Raw genomic sequence first — 18,375 nt, forward strand, 5'->3', positions numbered from 1 at the left:
TTAAGGCTTGATTCTCAATCGAAATATTTGATGCGCTCGGTCGGGGGCAATTCGCTGTTTAACAGCATTTCCAGACGGCGAGGATTGTCCTGACGGGCAATCGACGTCATGGCCAGGGCGATCATGGTTTTGATTGTGGCCTCGTCATTCGAATTGCGTTCCAGCTTGGCCGCCAGCGGGGCCAGCAAAACCATCCCCAGCACCGCGCCATAAAAGGTTGTGAGCAAGGCCACGGCCATGGCCGGTCCGATGGCATCCGGGTTATCCAGATCGGCCAACATTTGCACCAAACCGATCAGCGTTCCGATCAGGCCCATGGCCGGGGCAATTTCGGATCCGCGACGCAGAATGTTGGCGGAACGGCGGTGGCGTTCGACCAGCGCGTCGATTTCCTGACTCAGCACACGGTCAATGTCATCGGCGTTGTAACCGTCGGTGACCAACTGTACGGCGCTTTGCAGGAATTTGTCTTTCTTCAGTTCACCTTCGGCCCCGGCCAGAGCCAGCAAACCGCGCTTGCGTGCAATCATGGCCAGATCCATCAATTGTTTTGCCATGACGGCAGGCTTCCAGACGCGGCGGAACAGGGAATTTCCCATGACGCCAATGGATTTGCGCAACTCTTCGCCGGTGAAGGAAATGCTGGTGGCGGCCACCGTGCCCAGAACAACAATCAGGATGGATGGCAGGTTAAAGAAGCTGGCGTTGCTTTGGCCAATGGCAATTCCCCCGGCGATCAGGGCCAGCGCGCTGGTGACGCCGATAACAGTGGCCAGATCCAGCTTGCGGCGGGGTGGGGTGATGCTGAGCACCACATCCGGACCACCCGCAGCCCCGGATGAATCATCGGAGCTTTGTGCGGCACGCAGTTGGGATGCATCACTGGTCATACAGTTTTACCAAAAAGAATGGGGCAGAGTATTAGTTGCGATCCGATTTGACAATCTCGGTCATGGTCACGCCCAGCTTGTCCTCGACCACGACGACCTCGCCGCGGGCGACCAGGCGGTTGTTGACGTAGATGTCGATGGCTTCGCCAACCTTGCGGTCCAGTTCAACCACCGCACCCCGGCCCAGTTTCAGCAACTGGCTGACCTGCATGGTGGAACGGCCCAGAACGGCGGAAATTTGCACTGGAATATCATAGATAGCGGTCACATCGCCGGCCATGGGTTCGCCGTATTCGTAATCCTTCTCGTCGCTTTCGGGCAGACCGACGGATTCGATTTCGTTCAGGTTCATCCCTGATTTGGCTTTTGTATCCTGATTATCGTCCGTCATGGGGACTTCTCCAGCTTATTGGCTTTGATCGGATGCGGGGGATTCAGTTACGGAAATCACCGCATTGTGAATATTCTGTTCACTATTATCGGTCAGGTTGGCCCGGTCTGCAAGGACCTGTTCAATTTGGGCGCTAATCTGTTCGGCCAGATGCTGGGGATCGCGCACGGCGGTGCCGTTGGCCCACCCCATCCGGCATTGTCCGGCGGCCAGCGACGGGTGGCTGCGCACGGTGCAGCGGGCCCCCTGGCCGCTGTCGCGCAAAATCGAATCAATATGCTGGCGAATCGCATCGACGTAAGATTCGGGTACTTCGATCACGATTTCCGGCATATCGCGTACCGTTTCCAGTACATTTTCGATCATGATTTTCACGTCATTCAGACCCGCCTGTTCATTCAACGACGGGAAACAGCGTTTAAAAATGGCGTGGGCCAGTTGCACTGCTTCTTCTTCAAACGTGTTGTAACGCATGGCTTCGGCGCGGAAGAGCAGGTCGAAATGATCGCGGATGCTGTTCAGCGTCATTGAAACGTCTTTTTCAATGCTGCCCAGCGTTTCGTTGATACCGTCCTTACGCCCTTGCTCCATGGCCGCGCGGGTGGCCTTGGCTAATTCTTCTTCGCTGAATGTCGGGGGCGGGGGCGGTTCGTCGGGTGCAAGGACCTCTTCCTCTTCCGCCGCATCGAATTTGTTGCGGTCGAACAGGAATTTTCGGACGTCTTTCGGCGATGCTGTATTCTTATCACTCATATTTTAACGCCGTTCCGAACTTTAGTAGATCAGCTCGTCTTCCTCGTTGCCGCTGGCAATCACGATCTCGCCACGGGCTTCCAGATCCTTGGTCACATTGACCACGTATTGTTGCGATTCCTCGACTTCTTTCAGGCGAACAGGGCCCATAGCGCCCATGTCTTCCTTCATAATCTTGGCCGCACGTTCCGACATGTTAGAGAAGAACAGATCGCGCAAAGATTCCGTCGCACCTTTGAGGGCGAGGGGCAGTTTGTCCTTGTCCACGGCGCGAATAATGGTCTGGATCGCCGCCGGATCCAGCTTGGCCAGATCTTCGAACGTGAACATCAGGCTGCGGATCTTCTCGGCCGATTCCGGTGTGATGCGTTCCAGTTCTTCCATGAAGCGGGTTTCGACCGAACGGTCGAGGTTGTTGAAAATCTCGGCCATGACTTCGTGGCTGTCGCGGCGCTGGGTGCGGGACAGGTTGGCCATGAATTCGGTGCGCAGGGTCTTTTCAACGTCTTCCAGAACTTCCTTCTGCACCGCTTCCATACGCAACATGCGATGGATAACCTCCATCACGAAGTTTTCGGGCAGCAAAGCCATAACGCGCGCGGCGTGGTCCGGTGTCACCTTGGACAATACGACAGCAACGGTTTGCGGATATTCTTTTTGCAGGAAGTTGGCGAGGATTTCCTCGTTCACGTTGCCCAGTTTTTCCCACATGGTTCGACCGGCGGGACCGCGGATCTCTTCCATGATCTGGCTGACTTTTTCTTTACCCAGAACTTTGGTCAGCAGGCGTTCGGTGGAATCCATCGTGCCGACCAGGTTGTTGGTCGAGCTCATTTGTTCCGCGAAATCGATAAACAGGCGTTCGACGACGTTGGCGCTGACCTTGCCCAGGTTCGCCATGGTCTGGGAGATTTCCATGATCTCCTCGTCATCCATATGCTCGAAAATCCGGGCGGTATGTTCCTCACCCAGAGCCAGCATGAAGATGGCGGCTTTTTCGGCACCAGTCAGGGTGCGATAATCCTCACGTACACGCATCGTGCGCTCGTTCCCTTTTTATCTTAGCTTTCCTGGCTCATCCAGCTCCGAATGACGGAGACGGTTTCAGCAGGGTAGGTGGATACAATATCTTCGACCTTGCGGACGGAGGAGGCTTTAACTTTACCCTCGACCTGTTTCATGTCGATCAGGCTGTCTTCTTCCTCGGTTTCCGGCGGGCTGAATTGTTCGCCGCCCGGACCGGTCAGGGCCGGTGTCGGTGCGCGTGCGGACAGCAGGGTTTGCTGGTCGCCTTCATCTTCATCGGCATTCAGTCCCTCGGTCGCCAACAGACGGCCCACCATCGGCTGCAGAACCAGCAGAACGACCAGAATGACCATGATCGCCACGGTGATAATTTCGGCGGCGCGCAGGATGTCGCTGCGTTCAAAACCGAACAGCAGGTTGGACGTATCTTCGATCCCCAGATCCATATCGGCGAATTGCATGTTGACGATTTCAACCGTATCGCCACGTTTTTCATCATACCCGATCGCGGAGCGTACCAGCTGGCGAATTTGTTCCAGTTCCTGTTCACTGCGCGGTTGGTATGTTTTGTTACCCTCGGCATCGGTGGCATAGGTGCCATCAACCAGAACGGCCACGGACAGGCGTTTCACTTCGCCGACTTCGCTGACGCGGTTGCGGACGGTTTTGCTGATTTCGAAGTTGGTGGTTTCCTCAACGCGGGACCCTTCGGCCGAGCTGCCCGGTTCACCCAGCAGATCGCCGGAAATACCCGGCAGGTTGTTTTGAACGGACACATCTTGCGGTGCGGATTCTTTTTCTGAATTCAGTTCTTCAACCGTTTGAACGGAGCGGGCAACCTGGCTTTCCGGGTCAAAGACCTCTTCGCTGGTCGTGACGCGGTCGAAATTCAGTTCGGCGGTGACCGTGGCACGCACGCGGCCATAACCAACCGTGCGGCCAATGATGTCTTCAACCGACTGCGTCAGGCGCGTTTCGTATGCGCGGCGCATTTCTTCCGCTTTCATCGCCATCAGGCTGGTATCCTGTTCGCCACCGCGCGCCAGCAGGTTCCCCTGGCTGTCAATCACGGATACGCTGTCGGCTTTCATGTTGGGTACAGCGGACGCAACAAGCGATTGGATCGACATAATTTGTTCGCGTTCCAGGCGGGCACCCTGGTTCAGTTGGATAAACACGCTGGCGCTGGCCGGGCGGTTTTCGCGGCTGAACAATTCACGTTGCGGCAAAACCAAATGAACGCGGGCGGCCTTGATGGGGCCGAGCGAGCCGATGGTGCGCGCCAGTTCGCCTTCCAGTGCGCGAACCTGATTGATGTTCTGGATGAAGTTCGTGGTGCCAAAGCCCGATTGTTTATCGAACAATTCGTAACCCATCGATCCGCCATTGGGCAGGCCAGCTTCGGCCAGCAACATACGGGCGCGACCCACTTCACTTTCGGGGACCATGATGCGCGTGCCATCGGGGGACACATCGTAGCGGATTTGGGATTCTTCCAGCTTTGCGGCGACGGATGCGGAATCCGTGGATGACAAATCGCTGTACAGTAATTTCAGCGACGGCGTGGATACGCGCATCGACACGAAAATGAAAAAGATCAAAAGCGTCACCAGCACGCCACCCATGATGCCGAGGCGGGCGGGGCCGAGCTGTCGCAATGTATCCATAAAGCTGTTCACGTCTGCAATCCTGACAGTAGCGTTAAAGCGGTTGAGCGCGGTGTTGTTTTTAAGTCAAACCGCACGGACGCGCGGCGCAGAAAACGAGGGTTTCTCATATCAAAGGTACCCGAGAATAGGGGGCCGCGCAAATGCGAACCGCATCGTAAAAATTATAGCGCGTTTCGGGCCCCATTGCCACGTATGCGGGCCTGTTCTGCAGGGGCTATCCCTTTGAGTTTTCTGGCTCTGTGTGCTGTTTCTCACGCCAAATCTGTTGAAATTCCAGTAATGGCTTGATTTCAAGTAATATTATGCGCTCGTTTTGTTTAATCTTTGTTGAATCTGTTCATTGTTACCGGAATGTTTCATTTAAGTTAATTGGCCTATCGCAAGTATAGTTTTTAAGTTGTGTAGTATAATTGGCTCTTTTTGGTGCGGTTTATTCACAGTAATCGGGTGTATTATTTAATAAAACTTGGTGGTTTAGTTTTTTCGAATATTTAAATGGTGTGGGTTTTTCCTTATGATCGGGGCGAATATTGACTGCATACATGGGTGAATATGCGCATTTTCTTGACAGCGGATGTGAAATTGCGGTAGCATGGTATCTAGGTAGTATACCAGAAGTGTGACCGCGCGCCGCGTAAGTTTAAAACGGTGCATCCGGGTGGGGACCCGGGATGGCACACCAAACAGAGGGTATACGGGTCAGGAAGGAATGATTGAAGCAGTGAACTCAGTGCTGTCTAACGCGCCGCTGATTCGGGGAAGCACCGAACAGCAGAGCACGTCGCGCACGCAAGCTGCGAACCCTGACAAGGTTCAAGTGGTGGCGCAGGCCCCCTATATCAGCCCCTATGTCCATGTTGATGTGAATCACGACAAGGCTGTCTTGCAATTGCGTGACCCGGACACGGGTGACGTTGTTCGTCAAATCCCGTCCGAGCCGATGCTGGATGCGATGCGCCGCCAGGATGCAACGCTGGAAGCGCGCCGTATGGCCCAGGCTGAAGAATCCGCCCGCGAAACCCGGGTGCAGCAGGTGTCCCAGCCGGTCCAGCAAGTGCAGGTTCAGCAGCCCGCGCCGCAAACACAGGCCCCGACGCCAACCCAGCAACAATTTGCCGCGTTTGCCAGTGCCGCAAACTTTGCGGCCGCCAGCCAGCCAACAACAACGGTGAGCGTTCTCGCGTAACATCTTGAGCAGGTGGAGAAAACTGAAAACAAGGCGACCGATCATCCGGTCGCTTTTTTGTTTGCGTTTTATAAATCCGGGGCGGATCGTATTGAATATTGTGGTGGTAAAAACCACGAATAAGCAGAAATCTTTCAGCCCAACCCTACGTCCCAGCCATCCGTCATTGCCCGGTTTATCCGGGCAATCCATGGGCTGGTATGGATCACCCGGATAAACCGGGTGATGACGACTTCTGGATGGCCGCCTTCTCATTCGTGTTTATTCGTGTCCATTCGTGGTCCAAAAAACAAAAAACCCCCGGCGCGTCTTCCGCATCCGGGGATTTTTAAAAATTGTGGGGCAGGGCGGTGTTACTTCTCTCCGGCCTTTTTCTCCGCCGTGGCTTCGCCCTCCGGCGCTGGCTTCGTCATCAATCCGGCGGCAATTTCGCGGTTGATGTCGATCAACACGTCCAGCTTTTCCTTCTTCGGATCGGCCAGAATATCCAGCGTGCGTTTGAAAACATAGGCACCAAGGTTGGCGATATTGGCGCGCAGACTGTCGGGGCGGCCATCCTCTTCGCCGGCGGTGGCGTTATCCACGAACATCAGCCAGATCTGGCGGTTGTGACGCAGGGCGTCGTCCAGTTCCTCCAGCTTGTAACTGTCCCATCGATTTTGAATGTCTTGCATTTTCTGCACGGCTTTTAACAACGCGCGCGCTTCGATCTCGCGCGGGTCGGTTGTTGTCGTGCGGGCGTGCTGGGCATAGGCCCCGGCGGCACTGGCGTGCGGGTTGGTGGGGGTCGATGGTGGTTTTTGATCACTAGGCATTATCAATCAAACCTTGTTCGTACTTGATCAGTTCACGCGCTTCTTTCATGGCCTGATAATACTGGCCGGAAAGAATTTTATCGTTAATGCTGGCGAAAAAAACGGTGGTGGTTGGGGCCGCTTCCTGAATTTCGCGAATGGTTGAGAAATACTTCTCAAAGTATTGATCCGGCTTGGAAGAAATGTACATGCACTGGATCAGAAAATAGATTTTCTTCGCCGGAGTGTTCACATCTTCTTCGCGCAGAACATCCTTCTCCCGCAGGATAGGGGCGTTGCCCGCAATGTGCAGGCGGGTGCGCTGGCTGTCATTGGTAATGACGGCTTCGCCGATCAGAATTTTTTCACCTGGCTTCAGGTCGATGATAAGAGCCATGAAGGATTTCTTCCCTGATAAAGCGAACGTCCCAAAATTGGGGGCCGGAATGGCGCCAGAATGGCTGTCACCGTCCGCAGTAAGACCAATACCATCTTAAAAGTAACATATTAGCGGAAAGTTAAAAAGTAAGCCTTTCATTTTCCAAAAGAAAAACAGGGCGATGGCGGTGCCCCCTCTCCCTTTGGAAGAGGGTTGGGGTGGGGGCGAGGGCGTAAACCACGAATAAACACGAATGTTGGGTTTTCATCATTCCGGCGCAGGCCGGAATCTTTATCCATTGTGTCTCGGCTCTCATGGCAAGAAGATTCCGGCCTGCGCCGGAATGACGGCGACAGGGTGGTATTCCCCTCATTATGGTCGATCCATACCGGACGATGGATTGCCCGGATGAACCGGGCAATGACGCGTGGTCGGGGTTTAGGCATTCGTGGTTTTTTCTCTCTTCTCCCGCCCTCCCCGCACAAGGCGGGGATGACGATGAAAGGGCACATTCTGGTTTCAGAATGTGAAAACCCCCGGCGGATTTCTTCCGCCGGGGATTTTCGCGATTAAATCTGTGCTTATTAGAACAGACGCAGGATCGACTGCTGGGACTGAGAGGCCAGTGACAGGGCGGTAACACCCAGGGACTGACGGGTCTGCAGAGCCAGCAATTTTGCGCCTTCCTCGTTCTGGTCGGCGTTAACCAGTTTGTCCGAACCTTCTTTCAGCGTGTTGATCAAGCCGTTGGTGAAGGTTTGGCGGGTCTGAATAACAGACAGGTCGTTGGCCAGAGTAGATCCGAATTCACGGACCGACGTCAGGGCGTCACTCACTGCACTGATTACACCATCAACGGAAGCCGCGTTGCTGAAGTTGGCTTCCTCCAGTCCCAGACCAGCGGACGTAAATGTCACGCCGTTCGTGGTGATCGTGCTGGTGCGGTCTTCGTTGAAGACGGTCAGCAGGTTGTCACCATTCAGCAGGTTGGTCCCACGGTAGCCCGTGTCGCCGTTGCTGACCAAGGCGTCAATCTGGTCGCGAACTTTGTTAAAGTCAGCTTCCAGTTTAGCCAATTGGCCCGCTGCTGCACCCATTTGAATATTTTCATAGGTGGCATCAGCGTCGTTGGTCGCCAGAGCTGTTGTACCAAAACCGAAGTTTGCGGTAGTGGCTGCTCCAGAAACACCAATCTCAATGGCTGTGACATCGGAACCAATTGCGCGGATGGACAATTCTCCCGTTGTTTCGTCGAATTCAGCCTTGATTTTGGTGTTCAGTGTGCTGTTGTTATTGATGGTGTCAATGAAGTCCTGCACCGTAATGGATTTATCGTCAGCATCTGCCAAGTCGATCGTTTGACGTGTGCCGCCATTAACGGATATTTCGTATGTTGAGGCATCGACGATACCAGCGAATAGAGCAGGGAAACCTGCTGCGTCACCGTTTCGCAATGCGCTCAATTGAGTGCTACGGTCTGCAACATCACCGTTAGTGTTTTTAACCAAAGCGTACGAACGTAAGGCAACATCGGCGACAGCGGTAAACTGAACTGTGGTGTCACCTGCGGTAGATTGGTCGCCTGCACTCTTGGCCAACTTGCCAAAGCCCAAATCTGCGGCCAAAGCCAAGTCAGCAGAATCTGAAGTACCTGCACCAGCAGTACCTTCAAACGTCATTGTAAAGTTACCGCCATTCAGTGCCCGAATTTGCAGTTGGCCTTTATCATCCAGCTTCGCTTCGAACGCTTGTCCGCCTGTTGCAGGGCTTGCAACGGTCCCGGTATCCAACTGAATGTCGTTGATAGCGGCAATCATTTGTTCCGTGGACATGTTGTCGTTGAGCGTGACGGTTGCTGTGGCCGCGCCGTTAGTATTGTACGGTGCGATACGTTGTACAGTACCATCTTCTTTGGTCAAGCTAAGGATAAGTTGGTCGCCGTCAACAACGCCAGCCAAAGCAGTAATGCTGTCAATGCCACGCAAGTCTTTGTTGCCTGTCACTTTGGCTTCAGACGTACCAGCAGCCAGAGCTTCTTGAGCTTGGGATGCAATGGAGTCAGCTTGTTCAACCAAAGAGGTCAGGGCGGTAACACCGGTATCAGCGGCTTTAATCACCTGAACGGACTGGCCGATAGAATCGAGCAGTTTGGTCAGGTCGGCTGCACGGTTGGTCAGGGCGCGGGATGCGAAGAATGCCTGCGGACCATCAAGGGCCGAGTTAATCTTCTTACCTGTACCCAGGTTACGTTGCGTTAAGTCGATGGAGTTTTGGGTGCTTTGCAGGGACAGCAAGTTTGTCCGCATAGCAGCGGAGAGTACGACATCGGATGTCATAGTAGGGTTCCTTTCCTAGGTTTCCTATTTTATGTCAGTATCGAATTCCTCTCGATACAGTACCCAGTCTAAGCCAGAAGGCCTTAACAAAGGTTTAAAAAGGCTAGCACGCGCTTTTGGGGAAGTCACTGAAATTATTGAGTCTTTTTGTATTATGAAAAAATTGATGCAAAAAAGTTTTGTTTTTCTGAGAAATTTTTGCGGGATTTGGGGGCTTCAATAGTTTCGTCACTCCCGCTTTCGCGGGAGTGACGATATATAGAGGGTGAAAACCACAAATGGACACGAATTCACACGAATATTCGTTTCCGTCATACCGGCTTTCGCCGGTATGACGCGGAGTGATGGTGTTTTTATATTCGCGTCGATTCGTGGTTTGAATGATGCAATGGTCCCATATTCCAAATGTGGACAACCCTGTCGCAATATCGTCAGCCTGTGCCCCGAATCGGATAGGATAACCCCGACATTTTTCGATCCGGGGAGATCACGCTTATGACCACGCAATGGGTTTACAGTTTCGGTGCCAAGGAAAGCAATGCGCGCCCGGATACACAGGGGCCTGTGAAAAATCTGTTGGGCGGCAAGGGGGCCAATCTGGCCGAAATGGCGTCGTTGGGTTTGCCGGTTCCTCCCGGTTTTACGATCACGACCGAGGTGTGCACGGCGTTTTATAAAAATGCTGAACAATACCCCGCCGAATTGCGCGCGCAGGTGGATGCGGCGTTGAAGAAAATTGAAAATGCCGTGGGTGTAAAATTTGGCGATGCCAAAAACCCGCTGTTGCTCTCCGTTCGGTCCGGCGCGCGTGTGTCGATGCCGGGCATGATGGATACGGTTTTGAATCTCGGTTTGAATGATGAAACGGTTGTCGGGCTGGCCACATCATCGGGCGATGAACGGTTTGCGTGGGATTCATACCGTCGCTTTGTCCAGATGTATGGTGACGTCGTTCTGGGCGTATCGCACCATGATTTCGAGGATATTTTGGATCAACAAAAACGCGACGATAACGTGTTTAACGACACCGATTTGTCGGCCGATGCGTGGAAAAACGTGGTCGCGGAATACAAGGCCTTGGTGAAGCGTGATACCGGGGCCGATTTCCCGATGAATCCGGTTGACCAATTGTGGGGTGCCGTTGGCGCCGTTTTTAAATCATGGATGACGGCGCGCGCCGTTTCATATCGCGCCATTCACGACATTCCCGAAGATTGGGGCACCGCCGTCAATGTTCAGGCGATGGTGTTTGGCAATATGGGTGACGATTGCGCCACGGGCGTGGCCTTCACCCGCGATCCATCCACGGGTGAAAATTATTTCTATGGCGAATATCTGATCAACGCGCAGGGCGAAGACGTCGTGGCCGGTATCCGCACGCCGCAATCCCTGACCATTCTGGGGCGCGAGAAAGAGGGATCAAACCTGCCGTCGATGGAAGAAACCATGCCGGGCGTGTTCAAACAATTGGACGATGTACGCCAGACATTGGAAAAACATTACCGCGATATGCAGGACATTGAATTTACTGTGCAAAGCGGCACGCTGTATATGTTGCAAACCCGCACCGGAAAGCGCACCAGCGCCGCGGCCCTGAAAATCGCCGTGGATATGGTGGGCGAGGGGTTGATCACGAAGGAAGAGGCTCTGCTGCGTCTGGAGCCGCAAGCGCTGGACCAGTTGCTGCACCCCACGCTTGATCCGGCGGCGCATAAAACCATTTTGACGCGTGGCTTGCCGGCATCGCCGGGCGCGGCCAGCGGTATCGTGGTGTTCAGTGCCGATGATGCCGAGGCGATGGCAAAGGACGGGAAGAAAGTCATCCTCTGCCGCCGTGAAACCAGCCCGGAAGATATTCACGGCATGCATGCCGCCGCCGGTATCCTGACTACGCGCGGCGGTATGACCAGCCACGCGGCGGTCGTTGCGCGCGGCATGGGCCGGGCGTGTGTGGCCGGGGCGGGGGCGTTACAGATTGATTATGAAACCGCCACCATGCGCGTCGGCGACCGTGTGGTAAAGGCCGGCGATGTCATCACCATTGATGGCGGTGCGGGTGAAGTGATGCTGGGCGCTGTGCCCACCGTGCAACCGGAATTATCTGGTGATTTTGCGACTGTGATGCAATGGGCGGATGATGTGCGTCGCATGGGCGTGCGGGCGAATGCCGAAACGCCGCTGGATGCCAAAACCGCGCGCGGGTTCGGGGCGGAGGGAATCGGCCTGTGCCGGACCGAACATATGTTCTTTGACCCCACGCGCATTCAACATGTCCGCGAAATGATTTTCGCCAACAATGCCCCCGCGCGCCGCGATGCGCTGGCGAAATTGTTGCCCGCACAACGGGGCGATTTTGCCGAATTGTTTGAAATTATGCGCGGTCTGCCCGTGACCATTCGTCTGCTGGACCCGCCTTTGCATGAATTCTTGCCGCAAAGCGATGCGGATATCGCGGAATTTGCCCGCATCGCCAATATCGGCGCGGATCAGGTGCGGATGCGTTTACGCGAATTGCACGAAACCAACCCGATGCTGGGGCATCGCGGGTGCCGGTTGGGCATGACCTATCCGGAAATTTATGAAATGCAGGCCCGCGCGATTTTCGAAGCGGCGATCAAGGTTGATGTGACTCCGGAAATCATGATCCCGTTGATCGCCACACACCGTGAACTGGCCGTTTTGAAAAAACTGGTCGATGAAACGGCGGTGGCGGTGTTTGCCGAAACCGGAAAAACCGTATCCTACACGGTTGGCACCATGATCGAATTGCCGCGTGCGGCGTTAACGGCGGATGAAATTGCACCCGATGCGGCGTTTTTCAGTTTCGGGACAAACGATTTGACGCAAACGACATTAGGCCTCAGTCGCGATGACTCGGCTTTGTTCATGAATGATTATCTGCGCCAGGGTGTGTTCGCGCGTGATCCGTTTGCAACGCTGGATATTGACGGGGTGGGGCAATTGGTGCGCATCGCGGTGGAAAAGGGCCGTAAAGTCCGCCCGGATATCAAACTGGGCATTTGCGGCGAACATGGCGGCGATCCGGCCTCGATCGCGTTCTGTGAATCGGTTGGATTGCATTACGTATCCTGCTCCCCCTACCGCGTGCCCATCGCACGACTGGCCGCTGCGCAGGCGACGATACGGGAGAATGCCGGAAAAAAGCCTGATGCCGTCAAACGGGCGGCGTAATGATTGATATGTGGATTGTTAATTTTATGCGGAAATATAAAAGACGATTAAAGGGTGTTTTTATTATCGCTCTTCTTTGCGTTTTGATGTTTTCTGCTGCCGCACATGCGCACAGACCCTATCTTGTGAAAGAGGGCACATTGGCTGACCCCAGCGGGCAAATAGTGCTCAAAGGGAAGCTTTACGGTGATGGGATATTTTCTACAGATCCGGTGACGTTTGAACTTCGTAATCGCTATGGCGCTGTTTTGGCCAATACGCCTGTGGCTGATCATGTTGCGGTTTTTTGTCCCCATGCAAGTTTTTGTTGGGCTTTCCCTTACGGCTCAACAAACCCATTTGTTTCAGGCTACAAGCTTGATTCAGAGAATATTGATTGGGAGGCTGGCTCTCAGCACGATAATGAGCGTGAAAGTTTAAGACGCTATTTAAATGATAGTAATGAAAAAATTCTTCATGATTATGATTTGAATTATCCTGAATTTACGAAGGATCATTCGGGTTTTATTGAGGTCAAAAAGGCTTTAGTCATTAGCCCTATACTAATCCTATTTGATAAATTTTTCGTATTGTTGTTCTTGTTTATTCTTACAATAGTACCGTTCTTTTTGTACTGGCTATTTTTCAGGAAAAAATGGACGTCAAATGGACATCTCAAGCGCATGATCCTTGTTTTCGGAGGAATGGTTATGCTTGGATACAGTGTTTGCTATTGCATAGTGTTAGTTATTATCGGGTTTACGTTTTCGACGCCTGTTTTATGTGTTTTGGTAGCAGTAATTTGTGCTCTGACGTTGGGGAGTGGATTCTTAAATAAAACGAATCGTTTGAACTCAGCCGGCTAAATTTCAGAGAGTGTTTCTATTTTTAATGCACGTATACGATCCACCGCATCCCGCTTTATCAAAGCCAATCCAATCATCCCACATGAACTGCGCATTTCGCCAATCTCCCCGGCATCATCGGCGATGAGGGTGCCGGCGGCTGGTGGTGTGGTGGGGAAGGACAAGGCCATCAAAAGCTTCTTCCCCAAATTGCGGTGATACATGCGGGCGGTGATTTCCTGGCCGACGAAGCATCCTTTGGTGAAGGATACGCCGTGCAACAGGTCCATATTATTTTCCATCAGCAAGGATTGTTCCGGTACCAGATCGCGTGACCCATCGGGGATGCACAGGCGGATGCGGTGGTCATCCCAGCGGGAAAAATCGGCTGGGGTGTCGTTGGTGGGGGCGGTGGGGCCGCGCCAACCCATATCCCCATGGCGGGGGTCGGTGCAATTTCCAACGGGAACCGGGCCGGTGCCGGCGTAAATGGTAATGGCTGGTTCGCAATCCAGTGTGACAGCGGAGCGGAGTTTATAACGCTTCAGCCGCGTGGTCAGATCCTCCGTCCGTGCGCCGCCCTCACACTCCAGCACATAATCATCCCCCTGTTTTGTCACAAAAAAATCGTGCAGGAAGCGGCCTTGTGCGGTGAGGAGGCAGGAATAAACGGCCCGGGTTTCCGATGCGGCTTCAATATCCCCGGTGACAAGATCCTGTAAAAATCGGGTGGCATCGTTTCCGCCAACGCGTACGCGGCCCCGGTTTGGCATCTGGCAATAAAAATGGTTCATGCTACAATCCGCCCTTATGAACATTCTCTTTATCACATCCAACCGTTTGGGCGATGCGGTTTTATCAACCGGCATTCTGGACCATCTGGCCAAAACCCATCCGGATGCAAAAATCGCTGTGGCCTGTGGCCCGATCCCGGCCTCTCTGTTCGAAGGGGCGCCGAACGTGCGGCGGGTGATCCCGTTCAAGAAAGAGAAATATAATCTGCACTGGTTCAAACTCTGGCGCAAGCTGGCGGGGACGCGGTGGGACATTATTGTCGATTTGCGCAATTCTGCCGTGTCGCGCCTGCTGACCGCGAAGAAGCGCTATATCTACGGCAAACATATCGATCCCAAAAAGCATAAGGTCGAACAGAATGCCGCCGTCCTGGGGTTGAAAACAACACCCGCGCCTAAACTCTGGCCCACCAAGGCGCAGATGGAGAAGGCTGCGATGATCGCGCCCGATGGGGGCCCGATTCTGGCCATCGGCCCGACGGCCAACTGGCGCGGGAAGACGTGGCCGCTTGACCGCTATATTGAACTGATCCGCGTGATCACCGCGCCGGACGGAATTTTACCGGGCGCCCGTGTTGCCGTTTTTGCCGCGCCGGGGGAAGAGACACAGGCCAAACCCGTATTCGATTCCATCCCCGAAGATCGCCGCATTGATGTGATCGCCAAGGGTACACCCGGCGATGTCGCGGCGGTGTTGAAGCGGTGTGCGTTGTTTGTCGGGAATGATTCCGGGTTGATGCATTCGGCGGCGGCGGTGGGCATTCCGACGGTTGGATTGTTCGGGCCGAGCTGGCCATATCTGTACCGCCCATGGGGCGCGCATGCGGCCTATGTCCGCACACCGGAAACGTTTGATGAATTGATCAACTTCCCCGGTTACGATCCACGCAAGGTGAAGTCGTTGATGACCAGCCTGTCGCTGGATGCGGTGGTGCGCAGCGTTGGGCAATTCTGGTATCTGCATCACCCGAAGAAATCGGCGTGATCAGCCCACATTAAATCTATGTCGTCATTCCGGCGAAAGCCGGAATCTTCCAGCCATAAGGGATGAAGACCCCGGCTTTCGCCGGGGTGACGCATACGGGGACAATAAAAAACCCCGCCGAAGCGGGGTTTTTCTTTATTCGTTGACCTGATATTGCGGGGCGGTTTTGGGCTTGGTGTTTTTGCCCATTTCGCGCGAGCGGCGTTTTTGTTCGATGATGGTTTCGACGTAAGTATCACGCGCCTCATCGGCCACTTTGTACGGAACATATTCTACGCGTTCCCAGCCCTTGGCCTGCATGCAGGTTTCGAAATCATGGTAATCCAGATGTTCGGCATACAGGTAGCCATCACGCTCCGGCGAATCCCACTGGGCCAAACGACCTTCCGGTGTGTTGGTGTCGGGGACGTTGCCGTTTTTATCGTTGTCGCCCGGCATTGCGGTGCGGATTGCGCCGAGGCGTTGCAGTTCACGGATTTCACCGGTGCAACGGGCAATGTCTTGGTTCAGCATCTGCTGCGCCTTCGGTCCGCGCATATACAGGGCGGAGGTCGTTTCCGCGCGCTGCCAGTATTGGCCGTTGGCTTTCGCCAATTGTTCTTTTGTCGAGGGCACGCTGCTGCAGCCTGCAATCGTAACCAAGGCCGCGCCGCAGAGGGCCAGTGTAACCAGAGAGCGTTTCATGAATTCCGCATCCATTATGGAGAAAAGTGTCAGACCCGGAAAATGTAGCAAGACCGGGCCGGGTACTCAAGCCGGGAAAGGGGGAATTAAGGGGTTTTGCCCGATTCGTCCCACCATGTTTCCAAAACCATGCCATAAAGCGGCATGGTTTCCGGGTGTTTCAGGCTGGCCCGGCGGGCCACGAAGTCCGCGCCCGGGTGGAATAGGGGGATCATATACCGCCCGGACATCAAAACCCGGTCCAGTGCCCGGGCGGCGGTGACCAGCCCGTCCCGGTCCTTGGCGGCGGCAATTTGCATGCTGAGGGCATCGACCACCGGGTCACAAATCCCGGCATAATTCCAACGGGCGGGTTGTTTGGCGGCTTCACACCCCCAGTACAAAATCTGCTCCGACCCCGGCGACAGGGTGGATAGCCAGAAATACAACACCATGTCGTAATCATATTCATTCAGGCGGCCAAGGAAGGCGGCGGAATCCAGAACACGCACCCGGACATCAATACCCAGCCGTTTCAAACCGCGCGTGAAAGACAACGCCAGTTTTTCATCATCCGGGGACGACAACATGATTTCGAACGTGAAGGGGGCGCCGGTTTTTTCATTCACGCGCACGCCGTCCTTAACGATCCATCCGGCTTCTTTCAACAGCGTATCGGCGCGCAACATGGCATCGCGCCCTGTGGGGTCTGGCGTGTCGGCTTCAAAAACACTGGCGCGCAATTGGGCGCGATGGGGTTCCAGCAAAGCCAGTTCCGCCGCATCCGGCGCGGTGTTCGGCGCGGCCAGTTCGGCATTGGGGTAATAGGAATCGATGCGTTTATAAAGTCCATGGAACATATTCTGGTTGATCCATGGTGCATCGAGGGACAAGGACAACGCCTCGCGCACGCGAATATCATCGAACGGGGCCTTGCGTGTGTTGAAGATCAGCGCATTGGTACGGTCCGGGCGGCCATGGGGCAGGGCTTCTTTCACAATTTCGCCCCGTGTCACGGCGGGGATGTCGTATCCCTTCGCCCATTTCCCGGCATCCCATTCACGGCGCAAATCCATGCCGCCGGATTTGAATGATTCAAACGCCACAGAATCATCGCGATAATAATCGAACACGATACGGTCAAAATTATAATGGCCGACATTGACGGGCAGGTTTGCGCCCCAGTAATTCGGGTCGCGTTCATAGACAATTTTGCGGCCCGGCTCGACGGACGTAATTTTGTACGGTCCGCTGGCCACCGGAATATCCAGCGTGGCGGAATCAAACGAACGGCCCGACCACCATGCTTTGGACAATACGGGCATCATCGCGATAATCATCATGGTTTCGCGGTCATACCCTTCGCCAAAGGCAAATTTGATCGTGTGGGCATCAATCCGGTCAACGGTTTTGACCAGCTTGTACACGCGGCGCATGTTCGGGCGGCCATGGTCGCGCAATGTTTCGAATGTGAAAATGACATCATCGGCGGTGATGGGGGTGCCGTCCTGAAACTTTGCGGCCTTGTTCAGATAAATGGTGATGGATGAACGATCCTCCGGCACATCGACCTTTTCCGCGATCAGGGGGTAAAGGGTGAAGGCCTCATCCCACACCCGGGCCATCAACCGGTCATGGACAAAGGCCAGCCCTTGTGCGGCTGTGCCCTTGATGGCGTAGGGGTTGAGGGAGTCGAATGATCCAATCGCGGCTTGCGTCAATGTGCCGCCTTTTGGAGCGTCCGGGTTGGCGTAATCCAGATGGGTGGCATCGGGGCCGTATTTGGGGGTTCCGTGCATGGCCAGACCGTAATATTCTTCTGCCCATACAGCCCCGCTGACGGATGAAACCGTCAGGAAAAAGGCCATTACCATAAAGGTCTTGCGTAGGATCGTTTTCATGTCTGAAGTGATAGCAGAGGGCCAGAGCCCTTCCAACCACCATCTGATCAACCGGATTGATCTCATCCACGGAGATTTGGTGGCACAGGACGATGTGGACGCGATTGTGGCGGCGATTCCCCATAATCTGGATATGAGCGGCTCCCTCAACCGGGCGATTCTGGGTGCGGCGGGGGAACAGATTGACAATTTTATTCTGGAACACATCTACAAACCCCGGCCCGGCGACGTGTTTGCTGTGCCCCCCTTTGGTTTGCCCGTCTCGCATATCTTGTTCGCCGTGACGCCGGATTGGAACGATGCCATTGCGCGCGAAGACCGCGATTTGACCCGGTGTTTCCGTGGCGCGATGCAGGTGGCGGCGCAAATGGGTTTACAGCGCGTGGCCTTTGCCGCATTGGGGACGGGCAAACATAAATTCCCCGTCATGCGCGCAGCACGATTGGGGTTGAACGCCATTCTGGATCGTCTGGATGATCGTTTTGTCGAGGTGCGGATCGTCGCCAACCGTGATGACGTTTTCGCCGCGTGGAATGAACGGCTGCACCATCACGGTTGGACGGGATATATCGACCCGACGGCGTAAGGTTT

At 54.5% G+C, this 18,375-nt stretch carries 16 protein-coding genes; 5 read left to right on the top strand and 11 right to left on the bottom strand.

Annotated elements, in window-relative coordinates; genetic code table 11:
* Window positions 1–14: 14 nt before the first annotated feature.
* From MICA_RS03565 to fliF, 5 genes are all read right to left on the bottom strand, one after another.
* Window positions 15–890 (bottom strand): motility protein A, encoded by an 876-nt coding sequence (locus MICA_RS03565; protein ID WP_014102320.1) that lies wholly within the window; start codon window positions 888–890, stop codon window positions 15–17.
* A 31-nt stretch (window positions 891–921) separates the two neighbouring features.
* The gene (fliN, locus tag MICA_RS03570; protein ID WP_407635804.1) at window positions 922–1,170 is read right to left on the bottom strand and encodes a flagellar motor switch protein FliN; all 249 of its coding nucleotides are present in this window, start codon (window positions 1,168–1,170) and stop codon (window positions 922–924) included.
* 126 nt (window positions 1,171–1,296) lie between these two features.
* On the bottom strand, window positions 1,297–2,034 hold the full coding sequence (locus MICA_RS03575; RefSeq protein ID WP_014102322.1) for a FliH/SctL family protein: 738 nt from the start codon (window positions 2,032–2,034) through the stop codon (window positions 1,297–1,299).
* 21 nt (window positions 2,035–2,055) lie between these two features.
* Entirely contained in the window at window positions 2,056–3,072 is a 1,017-nt protein-coding gene (gene fliG, locus MICA_RS03580) for a flagellar motor switch protein FliG (protein ID WP_014102323.1), read from the bottom strand.
* A gap of 23 nt (window positions 3,073–3,095) precedes the next feature.
* Entirely contained in the window at window positions 3,096–4,739 is a 1,644-nt protein-coding gene (gene fliF / locus MICA_RS03585) for a flagellar basal-body MS-ring/collar protein FliF (RefSeq protein ID WP_014102324.1), read from the bottom strand.
* Window positions 4,740–5,439: 700 nt separating this feature from the next.
* Between fliF and MICA_RS03590 the strand changes: the two genes are divergently transcribed.
* Window positions 5,440–5,916 (top strand): flagellar protein FlaG, encoded by a 477-nt coding sequence (locus MICA_RS03590; RefSeq protein ID WP_236619955.1) that lies wholly within the window; start codon window positions 5,440–5,442, stop codon window positions 5,914–5,916.
* Between the two features lie 353 nt (window positions 5,917–6,269).
* Here the strand turns inward: MICA_RS03590 and flaF are convergent, their stop codons facing one another.
* The 3 genes from flaF to MICA_RS03605 form a co-directional block, all read right to left on the bottom strand.
* Window positions 6,270–6,731, bottom strand: coding sequence for a flagellar biosynthesis regulator FlaF (gene flaF / locus MICA_RS03595; RefSeq protein ID WP_014102328.1), 462 nt, complete (start codon window positions 6,729–6,731; stop codon window positions 6,270–6,272).
* Window positions 6,724–7,107, bottom strand: a complete 384-nt coding sequence (locus tag MICA_RS03600; protein WP_014102329.1) for a flagellar biosynthesis repressor FlbT — start codon at window positions 7,105–7,107, stop codon at window positions 6,724–6,726. Before MICA_RS03600 ends, flaF begins: the two co-directional genes overlap by 8 nt.
* A 566-nt stretch (window positions 7,108–7,673) precedes the next feature.
* Complete coding sequence (locus MICA_RS03605; protein WP_014102332.1) at window positions 7,674–9,425, bottom strand: flagellin; 1,752 nt, start codon at window positions 9,423–9,425, stop codon at window positions 7,674–7,676.
* Between the two features lie 495 nt (window positions 9,426–9,920).
* On the opposite strand from MICA_RS03605, the gene ppdK reads away from it, so the two are divergent.
* Both ppdK and MICA_RS03615 read left to right on the top strand, forming a co-directional pair.
* On the top strand, window positions 9,921–12,617 hold the full coding sequence (ppdK, locus tag MICA_RS03610; RefSeq protein ID WP_014102334.1) for a pyruvate, phosphate dikinase: 2,697 nt from the start codon (window positions 9,921–9,923) through the stop codon (window positions 12,615–12,617).
* Window positions 12,617–13,462: a hypothetical protein gene (locus MICA_RS03615; RefSeq protein ID WP_187287641.1), complete on the top strand. Its 846-nt coding sequence runs from the start codon at window positions 12,617–12,619 to the stop codon at window positions 13,460–13,462. The genes ppdK and MICA_RS03615 overlap by 1 nt, the downstream gene beginning before the upstream one ends.
* On the opposite strand, the gene ygfZ is transcribed toward MICA_RS03615, so the two are convergent.
* Window positions 13,459–14,235, bottom strand: coding sequence for a CAF17-like 4Fe-4S cluster assembly/insertion protein YgfZ (gene ygfZ / locus MICA_RS03620; protein WP_014102336.1), 777 nt, complete (start codon window positions 14,233–14,235; stop codon window positions 13,459–13,461). The two genes, MICA_RS03615 and ygfZ, sit on opposite strands and share 4 nt — an antisense overlap.
* Here ygfZ and MICA_RS03625 point away from each other — a divergent pair.
* Window positions 14,234–15,220 carry a glycosyltransferase family 9 protein gene (locus tag MICA_RS03625; RefSeq protein ID WP_236619956.1) on the top strand — a complete coding sequence of 329 codons (987 nt, stop codon included), beginning with the start codon at window positions 14,234–14,236 and terminating at the stop codon, window positions 15,218–15,220. The two genes, ygfZ and MICA_RS03625, sit on opposite strands and share 2 nt — an antisense overlap.
* A 135-nt stretch (window positions 15,221–15,355) precedes the next feature.
* Here MICA_RS03625 and MICA_RS03630 read toward each other — a convergent pair whose 3' ends face one another.
* A complete protein-coding gene (locus MICA_RS03630; protein ID WP_014102338.1) occupies window positions 15,356–15,904 on the bottom strand; it encodes a hypothetical protein in 549 nt (182 codons plus the stop codon).
* Window positions 15,905–15,990: 86 nt separating this feature from the next.
* Window positions 15,991–17,751 carry an extracellular solute-binding protein gene (locus MICA_RS03635; RefSeq protein ID WP_236619957.1) on the bottom strand — a complete coding sequence of 587 codons (1,761 nt, stop codon included), beginning with the start codon at window positions 17,749–17,751 and terminating at the stop codon, window positions 15,991–15,993.
* 31 nt (window positions 17,752–17,782) lie between these two features.
* On the opposite strand from MICA_RS03635, the gene MICA_RS03640 reads away from it, so the two are divergent.
* Window positions 17,783–18,370 carry a macro domain-containing protein gene (locus MICA_RS03640; protein ID WP_081463061.1) on the top strand — a complete coding sequence of 196 codons (588 nt, stop codon included), beginning with the start codon at window positions 17,783–17,785 and terminating at the stop codon, window positions 18,368–18,370.
* Window positions 18,371–18,375 lie beyond the last annotated feature (5 nt).

Source organism: Micavibrio aeruginosavorus ARL-13, assembly GCF_000226315.1.
GTDB lineage: Bacteria > Pseudomonadota > Alphaproteobacteria > Micavibrionales > Micavibrionaceae > Micavibrio > Micavibrio aeruginosavorus_B.